General features: G+C 70.2%; 9 protein-coding genes and 1 pseudogene. 4 read left to right on the plus strand and 6 right to left on the minus strand.

The annotated features are described in order from the left end of the window. Positions 1-275, minus strand: a pseudogene (locus RWX45_RS10750) (NUDIX hydrolase); the annotation flags it as partial. A 227-nt stretch (positions 276-502) separates the two neighbouring features. Here RWX45_RS10750 and RWX45_RS10755 point away from each other — a divergent pair. Both RWX45_RS10755 and mnmA read left to right on the plus strand, forming a co-directional pair. Further along, positions 503-1,732, plus strand: coding sequence for a cysteine desulfurase family protein (locus tag RWX45_RS10755; RefSeq protein ID WP_316023719.1), 1,230 nt, complete (start codon positions 503-505; stop codon positions 1,730-1,732). 93 nt (positions 1,733-1,825) lie between these two features. Beyond that, a complete protein-coding gene (mnmA, locus tag RWX45_RS10760) occupies positions 1,826-2,944 on the plus strand; it encodes a tRNA 2-thiouridine(34) synthase MnmA (protein ID WP_316023720.1) in 1,119 nt (372 codons plus the stop codon). 47 nt (positions 2,945-2,991) lie between these two features. Here the strand turns inward: mnmA and RWX45_RS10765 are convergent, their stop codons facing one another. From RWX45_RS10765 to RWX45_RS10785, 5 genes are all read right to left on the minus strand, one after another. Further along, entirely contained in the window at positions 2,992-3,807 is an 816-nt protein-coding gene (locus RWX45_RS10765) for a hypothetical protein (protein WP_316023721.1), read from the minus strand. Continuing rightward, positions 3,807-4,565: an ABC transporter ATP-binding protein gene (locus RWX45_RS10770; protein WP_316023722.1), complete on the minus strand. Its 759-nt coding sequence runs from the start codon at positions 4,563-4,565 to the stop codon at positions 3,807-3,809. The genes RWX45_RS10765 and RWX45_RS10770 overlap by 1 nt, the downstream gene beginning before the upstream one ends. After that, positions 4,562-4,978 carry a GntR family transcriptional regulator gene (locus tag RWX45_RS10775; RefSeq protein WP_316023727.1) on the minus strand — a complete coding sequence of 139 codons (417 nt, stop codon included), beginning with the start codon at positions 4,976-4,978 and terminating at the stop codon, positions 4,562-4,564. Before RWX45_RS10775 ends, RWX45_RS10770 begins: the two co-directional genes overlap by 4 nt. Before the next feature lie 230 nt (positions 4,979-5,208). Continuing rightward, positions 5,209-6,237, minus strand: coding sequence for an electron transfer flavoprotein subunit alpha/FixB family protein (locus RWX45_RS10780; protein ID WP_316023723.1), 1,029 nt, complete (start codon positions 6,235-6,237; stop codon positions 5,209-5,211). Between the two features lie 34 nt (positions 6,238-6,271). Beyond that, positions 6,272-7,051: an electron transfer flavoprotein subunit beta/FixA family protein gene (locus tag RWX45_RS10785; protein ID WP_316023724.1), complete on the minus strand. Its 780-nt coding sequence runs from the start codon at positions 7,049-7,051 to the stop codon at positions 6,272-6,274. 226 nt (positions 7,052-7,277) lie between these two features. Here RWX45_RS10785 and glgX point away from each other — a divergent pair, with 226 nt between their 5' ends. Together glgX and trpS are read left to right on the plus strand one after the other, a co-directional pair. Then, positions 7,278-9,611, plus strand: coding sequence for a glycogen debranching protein GlgX (glgX, locus tag RWX45_RS10790; RefSeq protein WP_316023725.1), 2,334 nt, complete (start codon positions 7,278-7,280; stop codon positions 9,609-9,611). 483 nt (positions 9,612-10,094) lie between these two features. Continuing rightward, the gene (gene trpS / locus RWX45_RS10795) at positions 10,095-11,243 is read left to right on the plus strand and encodes a tryptophan--tRNA ligase (RefSeq protein ID WP_316023726.1); all 1,149 of its coding nucleotides are present in this window, start codon (positions 10,095-10,097) and stop codon (positions 11,241-11,243) included. Positions 11,244-11,365 lie beyond the last annotated feature (122 nt).

An 11,365-nucleotide genomic window follows, 5' to 3' on the forward strand; every position in this document is an offset into this window, starting at 1 on the left:
ACGGCGCGCAGCGCCGAGAGAGGGTAGCGCTCCAGGAGCGCATACAGGCCGGGGTGGGCGCGTCCGGCACCCTCGGCGTCGGGGGGTGAGGCCACGTCTTCGGTGGGGACGACGACGGCGAGCCAGGAGTCGCCGGCGGCGTCGCCAGTGCCGGTGCCGGTCTCGCGGCCCAGGTAGAAGCAGGTCAGGCCCGAGGTGTCCAGGTCGGCGGCGGTCAGCGGGGCGAGCCGAGGGCCGGTGGCCTCGGGGTCGTCGGCGCGGCCGGGGCCCCACACCGCGGCGTCGCGGTCATGCGGCGTGGCGGGAGCGAGCCCGTCGTCGGGCAGGTCGCCGGCGATGGCGGGCGAATCCAGGGCGATGCGGCCGCGGGAGTCGACCAGGAGCAGGCGGGTGGCCGGGTCGGCGGCGAGGGTGTGCAGGATGTCGGGCTGGCTGCGGCGTGCGGGTCATGGGGGAAGCCTATGCTCGCTGGCTGGTTCGGGGGTCCGGATACGCTGCCGCCATGAATATCAGCGCACGCGTGTACCTCGATCACGCCGCCACCACGCCGGTGCGGGCGGAGGTGGCCGAGCAGGTGGCCGATGACCTGGCCTCCGGCCTGGGCGGGTGGGCGAATCCCGCGGCGCAGCACGCCTCCGGGCGCCGCGCCGGGGCGCTGCTGGCGCAGGCACGCTCCCGTCTGGCGACGGCACTGGACGTGGACCCCCATGAGGTGATCTTCACCAGCGGCGGCACCGAGGCGGATGCGCTGGCACTCACCGGTCGGGTGCTGGCGGCGCGGGCGGCGGGCGTGGCGCGGCCGCGGCTAGTCACCTCCGCGATCGAGCATCCGGCCGTGCTGGACAGTGCGCGCACCGCTGCCGTCCAGCTCGGGGCCGAGCATGTGGAAGCACCCGTGGACCGGGCCGGGAGGGTGGATACCGAAAGCCTGGCCGGTCTGGTGGCGCCGGGGCGGACCGCATTGGTCAGCGTCATGGCGGCGAACAACGAGACCGGAGCGGTGCAGGATCTGGCCGGGATCGTGGCGGCGGTGCGCGCGGCGACGGGCACCGACCGGCCGGGCACGGCCGGATACGTGCCCGTGCACAGTGATGCGGTGGCGGCCGTGGGCAAGGTACCGGTGGATATGCACGGCTGGGGCCTGGATGCGCTGAGCCTGACCGGGCACAAGCTCGGGGCGCCGGTCGGCGTGGGCGCGCTCATCGCACGGCGCGACTTCACCCTCGTGACGCCGACCGGGGGCGGGCGGCAGGAGCGGGGCCTGCGCTCGGGCACACAGGATGTGGTCGGAGCGCGGGCACTCACCCTGGCCGTGGAGCTGGCCATCTTGGAGCGGGAGGCGGAGGCGGCACGGCTGGAGGGGCTGCGCTCGCGCCTGCTGGCGGGGGCAACCGCACTGGAGGGCGTGCACGCGACCCTGCCCGATGGCGTGGCGCATGCACCCGCCACCGCGCATCTGTGGGTCGAGGACGCCGCTGCCGAGGCGCTGCTCATGACCCTGGACCTGGCGGGAATTGATGCCTCCGCGGGCTCGGCCTGCCACGCGGGGGTCTCCCAGCCCAGCCACGTCATGCTGGCGATGGGCTACGGGGAGGATGCCGCCCGGGCCACGCTGCGCTGCTCGATGGGTCGGGAGACAAACGCCGCGGACATCGAGCGCCTCCTGGCCGCCCTGCCCGACGCCGTCCAGACCGCGCGCCGGGCGCGTCTCCCCCACCACCGGCACTTCTGACGTGGCGAGACCAGTCGGTTGCGGGCGGTAGGCTGCATCCGCCCGCTGAGCCGGGCTTGCGAGCAACAGCCGAGAGGCAGCGAAGGAGAACACATGCGCGTACTGGCCGCCCTGTCCGGCGGAGTCGACTCCGCCGTCGCGGCCGCGCGCGCCGTTGACGCCGGCCACGAGGTGGTCGGGGTGCATATGGCCCTGACCCGCAACCGGGCCGCCACCCGCTCGGGCTCGCGCGGCTGCTGCTCCATCGAGGACGCGAGCGACGCCCGCTGGGCCGCCGAGATCCTCGGCATCCCCTTCTATGTGTGGGACCTGTCGGAGGAGTTCGAGGAGCGGGTGGTGGATGACTTCCTGTCCGAGTACCGGGCCGGCCGCACCCCCAACCCGTGCGTGCGCTGCAACGAGCGGGTCAAGTTCGACGTGCTGCTCGAGCGCGGCCTGGCCCTGGGCTTCGACGCCGTCGCCACCGGCCACTACGCCCGCCTGCGCGGCGGCGCCTCCGCCGGCCGCCCCGGCGAGACCGCCGCGCTGGAACTGCACCGCGCTGCCGATACGGCCAAGGACCAGTCCTACGTGCTGGCCGTCTCCGGGCGCGAAGGGCTCTCCCGCGCCCTCTTCCCCCTCGGCGACGCCCCTTCCAAGGCGGCGGTGCGCGCCGAGGCCGAGCGTCGGGGACTGCCGGTCGCGGCCAAGCCGGACTCCTATGACATCTGCTTCGTCGCCGACGGCGATACCCGCGGCTTCCTCCAGCGCAACCTCGGCGCGCGCGAGGGCGCCATCGTCTCCCCCGACGGCGACGTGCTCGGCACCCACGGCGGCTACTTCGGCTTCACCGTGGGGCAGCGCAAGGGGCTCGGGCTCACCCGGCCCGCACCGGACGGCCGCCCCCGCTACGTCATCGAAACCCGGCCTGACACCAACGAGGTGGTGGTCGGCCCCGCCGAGTTGCTGCAGCGCACGGTGGTCGACGGCAAGGACCTAGTGCTGCTCGCTGCCCCGGGCGTGGTCGCCGACGGCGAGGGCTGGCAGGATGTGACCGTCCAGGTGCGTGCCCACGGCCGCCCGGCACCGGCGGATGTCACCGTGGACGCCGCCGCTGGCACGCTGCATGCGGTGCTGCGCCAGCCGCTGCGGGGCCTGGCCGCCGGGCAGAGCGTCGTCGTCTACGGTGGGGACGATGGCGGCCGGGCGCTGGCCCAGGCGACAGTCGCCTGATCCACGCACCCGGCCGCAGCGCGCCGACCTGCGCCGGCGCCATGTGTTCAGCGCAGGGAGGTGTGCCGCTCGATGGAGCGCACGCCCCACGTCCCGACTACCACTGCCAGCAGCGGCCATACGGCGACGAACCCCAGCCCCAACCGGGTCGGGTCCCCGCCCGTGCGCACCGCCTCAATGAAGTCCGGCAGCATCCACGCGTTGACAATGTCTCCGGAGGCGAGTTCGAGACTGACCGGCACGGTCAGCAGCAGTAGCAGCGACAGGAACTGCGCCGCCAGGTACAGCACCACGAAACCGATGACCGGGGCGCCGAAGCCGAAGTGGTTCCAGCGCCCCCGCGCCCCGATGCTCATGGTCGCGGCCACGCATACGATCACGCATGCGAGTTCCACAATCATGTAAACGAAGAAGCCGACCACCCAGCCAATGCCGACGAGGCTCAGCATGTCATGCAGGGGCTGGAACAATTCGCCGACGCTCACGCCCTGCGCCCGGGCGGCCGCCCAGGCGGCGACTAGTAGCCCCACAGCCGTGAAGCACATCGTCACCAGCCCGGCCGCGAATGCGTAGATGACCTTGGCGGCGTAGAGCGTGCGGCCGCGCACCGGGATACTCATGGTCAGGTAGCCGCGCTCACCGTACATGGACTGCCAGTACTCGGCGGCGGTGTGGACAAGCACCACCGGTATGGCCAGGAGGAAGGCGACCACCACACCGAGCAGCGCGAAGGTGTTCAGAATCGGCAGGTCCAGGAGCATGACTCCAAGGAAGACCAGCCCGATGACCGTGAAGATGCCGAGCATCTTCAACTGAATAGGCGCCAGGAAACGGATCTCCTCAGCAAACAGCGTGCGCAGCATCAGCGGTACTCCTTCCGGAACAGGGCGTCCAGGCTCATACCGTGAGCCTGGCGCAGGTCGTCGGCGTCGCCCGCCAGCAACAGGCGTCCGTCCTTGAGGAAGACGACGGAGTCGACAATCGGCTCCACATCGGCAATGAGGTGGGTGGAGATAATCATGAGGGCGTCGGGGTCGAAGCCCTGCAGGACGCCGTTGAGGATGACGTCGCGCGCGGCCGGGTCCACGCCGGAGATGGGCTCGTCCAGCAGGTAGACGCGGGCGCGGCGGGCCATGATCAGGCTGACGCGCAGCTTCTCCCCCATACCCTTGCTCATCTCTTTCAGGCTCCGGTCCTGGGGCAGGCCGAAGAACTCGACCAGCTCGCGGGCGCGGTCGGCGTCGAAGTCCGGGAAGAGCCGAGCGAACATGGCAATGGCCTGTTCGGCCTTGACCCGCGGGTCCAGGAAATCGGCGTCGGGCAGGAAGGCGACCAACGCCTTGGACTGCGGTCCGGGCGCGTGTCCGGCAATGTTCACCTGGCCGTCGTATTCGGCGAGCAGCCCGGCAAGGATCTTCAGCAGGGTGGTTTTGCCCGAGCCGTTGGAGCCCATGAGGCCGATGATCCGGCCCGCGGGCAGGCGCAGGTTGAGGTCCGCCAGTGCGGGGCGGCCGCGGTAAGCCTTGGTCAGGTGCTTGACGGTGATGAGGGGCTGTTCGCCGTCGGGGATGGGGACCGCGGCGGGGCGGGCCGCGGGCGACGGCGTGAGCGGGTGGGTCATGAGTCGTCTCCTGTTCTGGGTTCGGGGTCGGCGTGGGAATCGCCCGCAAGCCCGTGGTGCAGGGACCAGCGCTCGCGCAGCAGCTCGGTACTGCGGGGCAGGTCCATGCCGACGGCGGTCAGCGCGGCGATATAGGTGTCCGTGGCGCCGGCGGCGAGCTCGCGGCGGATGGCGTCGACAACGCCGGAATCGGCGGTGACGAATCGGCCCGCGGTCCGCTCGGTGGACGTGAGGCCGATACGGTCGAGTTCGGCCAGGGCGCGTTGGATGGTGTTGGGGTTGACGCCGGCCTGGGTGGCGAGCTCGCGCACGCTGGGTATGCGAGTGCCGATCGGCCAGGCGCCGGTGACGATCCGCAGTCGGAAGTCGTCGACAAGCTGGAGCCAGATCGGCCGGGAGTCGTCAAGGTCCACGTGGCCTCCCTCCGGGGTGGTGGATCGGTGGACAGGTGTGCTCATGAGCGCAGTAGGGACGGCCGGACGACCATCTGTATCACTGCACTAATACAGTGACACACAGGGTTGGGGAAGTCAACCGCACCCGCGCACGCACCAGAGCGCCCCCACCCGGAAGAACCGGGCAGGGGCGCTCAAGGGCTCGTCGCTACTCCAGCCGCGCGGCGGCTGGGCGCAGCGCAGACGGCTCAGCCGCGCAAGCGCGCCAACTCCTCCACCAATTGCGGAACCACCTGGGCAACGTCACCGACGATGCCGTAGTCGGCCATCTCGAAGATGGGGGCCTCGGAGTCGTCGCAGATGGCGACGATGGTGCCCGCACCCTGAATACCGCTCGTGTGGTGCACCGCCCCGGAGACGCCCAGTCCGATGTACAGGCTCGGGGCGATGGCGGCACCGGTCTGTCCCACCTGCGCGGAACGCTCGATCCACCCCTCATCGCAGGCCACGCGGGTGGCGCCGATGGCGGCGCCGAGCGGATCGGCCAGGGAGTGAACCAGGTCAAGGTCCCCGTCGGTGCCGCGTCCCATCACCACAACCCGCTGGGCCTCCGCCAGATCCGGGCCCGCGGCAGCGTCCGCCACCTCGCGGCTGATGACCTTGACGGCGGCGGCCTCCGCGGTCAACGGGACGTCGAGAGCCTCCACCGGCAGCTCCGCGCCTCCCGCAGTGACCGGCGCGGCTTCGGCGGCGCTGGGATGCACGGAGATGACCGGCGTGCTGTCCGACTGCGCGGAAACGGTCATGGTGGTGGACCAGGTGCCGGAGAGCACGAGTTTGGACACGCGCAGTTCGTTGCCGACCACCTGCAGATCGCCGACGTCGGCGGCGCAGGCCGAACCGAGCCGCACCGCCGCCCGGCCGGCGATCTCCTTGCCGCGGTAGTCGCTGCCGACCAGTGCGACGGCGGGGCTGACGGTACCGACGGCCGCCACGACCGCATCGGCGGCCACTGCCGCCACCGTTTCGCGTCCCCCCAGATCGGCACTCAGCAGGCGGGAGGCGCCGGCTCCGGCGAGCGCCACGGAGGTGTCGGTGTCGACGTCGCCGGGGACGAGCCCGACAACGTCTGCCGCGGTGAGCCTGCGGGCCACGGACACCAGCCCGAGTGCCGCGCTGGTGGGAGCCCCGGCGGGGGTGCGGTCGACCAATACGAGAATGGGTGCGTCAAGCGTGTCGGTGGACATGGTGTGGGTCTCAGACTGATTCTCAGACATAGTTACTGCGTCATTCCTTCGCTGTCGTATCCGCTCACACAAGCTCGTGCTCAACGAGCCAGGCCGCGAGATCACGCCCAGCCTCACCGGCATCGGTGCGGATGACACCGGCCTCACGGGCGGGCCGCTCGGTGAAGTCGACGACGGCGATGCTCGGCTCACGCGCGGGCAGGCCGAGGTCGTCCAGGTCCCAGGTGTCGACCGGCTTCTTGCGGGCGGCGCGCATGGCGGCGAAATTGGGGTACCGGGGCTCGTTAGCCTGGTCGGTGACCGACACGAGTGCGGGCAGCGGAGCGGAAAGCACCTCGCGGACGGTGCCAGCCTGGCGGGTAATGGTCGCCTCGTCCGCGCTCACTTCAACAGACCCCGCCAGGGTCAGTGCGGGTACGCCCAGCGCCGCGGCGAGCGCGCCGGGGAGCATGGAGGTCATGGCGTCCAGTGACGCCATACCGGTCATGACGAGGTCCACATCGCCCGGCCCGGAGTCAGCGCCGCCGATCTTGGATATGGCGGCGGCGAGAGTGCGGGCAGTGGTGACGATGTCGGCGCCTGCAAGAGCGTCATCGGTGACGACAACGCCGGAGTCGGCACCCATCTGCAGGGCGCGGCGCACGCCGTCCTCGGCGTCCTCGGGCCCCATGCACAAGGCAATCACCTCGCCGCCCAGGTCCTCAACCAAAGCGACGGCGGCCTCGACGGCGTTCTCATCGAGCTCGTTGAGGACGTCCTCCTCACCGCGGACCAGACGCCCCTCCTCCAGGCGGCGCTCGGATTGCACGTCCGGGACGTGCTTGATGCAGACGACTATTTTCATGCGCACAAGATTGCCATATCGCGGCACCGCCACGGGTGAGCGGTCAGTCACCCCGCCGGCGCCCCGCAGCCTCTGTGGACGGTGCATCCACCTCGCTGAGGCGCACGCAGCCCGCCCAAAGGTCGCCCTCTCGCCTCCGCGCACACCCCATGCCAATAATCGACGACGATCAATCGTCACGAAGTGACACCACACGGCTCGTTGTTTGACAATAGGCTTTATGCCTATGTCCCCCACGCCTGAGCCGCGACCGGCTGACCGCGCCGACTCCGACGCGTCGGACCGTACCCGATTAGGCGCCACCCTGGTCGACGGGGGCGCCGACTTCGTCGTCGTGGCCCCGCGCGCCGATGCGGTTGATCTGTGCCTGCTGACCACGAACACCGACGGGACGATTGTCTCCGAGCGGCGCATCGGCATGCATGGCCCCGCCCGCGGCGCGTGGAGCGCACACGTGCCCGGAGTTGCGGCGGGGCAACGCTACGGCTACCGCGTCTACGGCCCGTGGAATCCCTCCGAGGGGCTGCTGTTCAACCCCCGCAAGCTCCTGCTCGACCCCTACGCACGCGCGATCGACGGCACGCCGCAACTGGGCCCGGAGCTATACGCGCACGCGGTCGACGCCGAACTGTCCCCGACCTACATGCCCCTCATTCCCTCGGAACTGGACTCGGCCGGGCACGTCGCCCTCGGCGTCGTCGTCGGGGAGCAATTCCCGGTCGTCCCCGGCCCGAAGGTGCCCGATGAGCGCACCGTCGTCTACGAAACGCATGTCAAGGGCTTCACCCACGCCATGCCCGGCGTGCCGCCGGAGCTGCGCGGCACCTATGCCGGCCTGGCGCATCCGGCGGCCGTCTCCCACCTGCGCGCGCTCGGCGTGACCACCGTGGAGCTGCTGCCGGTCCACGCCGCCTTCTCCGAAGCCTTCCTGCTGCAGCGCGAGCGCACGAACTACTGGGGCTATTCGACCCTGTCCTACTTCGCGCCCGAGCCTTCCTATGCCACCCAGGCCGCCCGCGCGGCCGGCCCCCAGGCGGTCCTCGATGAGTTTCGCGGCATGGTCTCCCTGCTCCACGAGGCCGGCCTCGAAGTCATTATGGACGTCGTCTACAACCACACCTGTGAGTCGGGCATGGACGGGCCCACCCTATCGCTGCGGGGCCTGGACAACCTCGAGTACTACCTGCACGCTCCGCACCGACCGGCCCAATACGTAGACGTCACGGGCACGGGCAACACGGTGGACTTCCGCTCCACGCGGGCGGTGCAGCTGGTACTGGACTCGCTGCGCTACTGGGCGGGCGACGTCGGCGTCGACGGCTTCCGCTTCGACCTGGCCGTCACGCTGGGGCGAGACGCCTCGGAGTTCCAGTCCCGTCACCCGCTGCTCATCGGCATGGCGACCGACCCGATCCTTCAGAACACCAAGCTCATCGCCGAGCCCTGGGACATCGGTCCGGGCGGTTGGCGCACGGGCGAGTTCCCCGCGCCCTTCCACGATTGGAACGATCGCTACCGCGGCACGGTGCGTTCCTTCTGGCTGCACGATGCTTCCGAGATGTCCAAGGGCCGCCCCGGCAACGACCTGCGGGATCTGGCCACGCGGCTGAGCGGCAGCGCCGACATGTTCAGCTACGGGGAGTATCCGGGCGGGCGCGGACCGCTGGCGTCGATCAACTTCGTCACCGCCCACGACGGCTTCACGCTGCGGGACCTGGTGTGTTACGACTATAAGCACAACCTGGCCAACGGTGAGGACAACCGCGACGGCACCGACGACAACCGCTCCTGGAACCACGGCTTCGAGGGGCCACTGCCCGAGGGCATGGGCGGGGGGCCGATCGAGATTCTGCGACGGCGCTCCTCACGCAACGTCCTCGCCACGCTCTTCGTCTCCGCCGGCACCCCCATGCTGCTGGGCGGGGATGAGATGGGCCGCACCCAGGGCGGGAACAACAACTCCTACTGCCAGGACTCGGAGATCTCCTGGTACGACTGGAACCTGACCACGTGGCAACGCGACCTCATCGCCACCACGCACTTCCTGGTCAACCTGCGCGGCGAGCACCCGGTCATGCGTCCGACCACCTTCGCCAGCGGGGCAACGCCACCGGGCGACAGCCTGCCCGATCTGGCCTGGTTCCGCGCTAACGCCGAACCCATGGCCGTGGACGCCTGGCACGACCCGTGGACCCGCGTGGTGCAGATGCTCCGTTCGGGCGCGCCCATGGGCGACAACGACCTGCTTCTGGTCATTAACGGCTCGCTGAGTCAGGCGGACGTCACCCTTCCCAGCGGCCACGGCACCGACTGGCACCTCACTTGGGACTCCACCTGGGCGGTGCCGCGCCCCCACACCTCCGCCTTTGCCCTGGCACACCGGGTGAGCCGGGGGCCGGCGGCGCGCGCCCGCGCGCTCAATCCCTCCCGCGCTCGGGCCACCCGTTCGGGCGCCACCGACTGCCGCCAAGACCGTCCCGGAGATACGACGACGCTCGACGCCCTGTCCCTGCGCATCTACCTGTCCGGCGAGCAGCTGGTGGGCATGCCCGAGGACTAGCCCGCGCCTGTCCCCGTCATCCCCTCCTAGTCCACCCCACACCGCGAAACCGGCACTCATAACACGCCGAAACCGGCACTTGTAACGTGCTGAAACCGGCACAAATGACGGCGGCGGTGAGCCCTGGAGGGCCCTTCATGGGGTGGGTGAAAGCGCGATACGCGTGCGGCGGGCAGATGAAGCAGGGGTGGTACGCAGCTCCCTTGACGGTTCGGCACGTCGGTTGACGGTTCGGCACTTTGCGGCAACGCTTCGGCACGTAGCCCGACGGTTCGGCAGCTAGGGTGCCGAACCGTCGGCTGAAAGTACGAACCGTCCCCTGAAACGTACGAACCGTCAGCCGAACATACGAACCGTCGCCGGACCGCACGGCGTCATAGCCACGGGGACGAGCGTCATAGCCGCGGGGACGCACTCGCGTGAGCCGGAGGCGGCTAGGGCACAATTCCGACCCACCCGGCAGCGCCCCTTAGGATGACCGCCATGACGCAGCACGACGTGACGACCAATGCCCCTGCCGATCTGTCCGATGAGCCGGACGCGGGCGACGCTCTGGCCAAGTCCACCGACGCCGCCTCGCTGGCCCGTTCACTGGCCCGCAGCGGTGAGATCGAGGCGGATCTGGACGTCAACCCCGGCCGCTACCGGATGCTGACCGGCGTGCGCCCCACCGGCAATATGCACCTGGGGCATTACTTCGGCACCATGCACTCCTGGCAGTCGATTCAGGATCGGGGCGTGGACACCTGGATTCTGGTGGCCGATTACCAGGTCATCACCGACCGCGATGGCCTGGGCCCGATCCGCGAGCGCGTCCTGTCCCTGGTGGCGGACACCCTCGCCGTCGGCGTGGATCCGCAGCGCTCCACGATCTTCGCTCACTCGGCGGTGCCGGCCGCCAACCAGCTCATGCTGCCGTTCCTGTCCCTGGTGACCGAATCCGAGCTGCACCGCAACCCCACCGTCAAGTCCGAGTTGGAGGCCACGGGCGGGCGTGCCATGACGGGTCTCATGCTCACCTACCCGGTGCATCAGGCCGCTGACATTCTCTTCTGCCAGGCCAACCTCGTGCCGGTGGGCAAGGATCAGCTCCCCCACCTAGAGCAGGCCCGGGTCATCGCGCAGCGCTTCGACAAGCGTTACGGGCGCGCAGACGCGGCCCGCCCGGTGTTCCGCCGCCCGGAGGCGCTGCTCAGCGAGGCACCGCTCCTGCTGGGACTGGACGGGGAGAAGATGAGCAAGTCCCGCCACAACACCATCGAGCTGCGCATGAGCGCCGATGAGACCGCCAAGATGCTCAAGAAGGCCAAAACCGACTCCGACCGGCACATCACCTATGACCCGGAGGGGCGCCCGGAGGTGGCCAACCTGCTGACCCTGGCCTCGCTGTGCGGCGCGGGCGACCCCCAGGCGCTCGCCGAACGGATCGGGGACGGTGGTGCCGGCACGCTCAAGCAGATCACCATCGAGGCCGTCAACGAGTTCTTCGCGCCCATCCGTGCCCGCCGCGCCGAACTCATCGCCAACGAGGACTACCTGCTCCAGGTGCTGGCCGCCGGCAACGCCAAGGCGAACGAGGTCGCCAACCAGACCTTGGACGCGGTGCGCACCGCCATGCACATGAACTACTAGTCAGGCGCCCTACTAGCCGGGCGCCCTCGGCGCCCGGCAACTGCGCCACACGGATCGAAGCTGGTGACGCGGCCACGCGCGGCCGCCCGGGCAGGTACGCTTGCGCTTGTGACCCTCAACAC

Origin of the sequence: Actinomyces sp. MRS3W, assembly GCF_032465695.1 — a bacterium.
Lineage (GTDB): Bacteria > Actinomycetota > Actinomycetes > Actinomycetales > Actinomycetaceae > Actinomyces.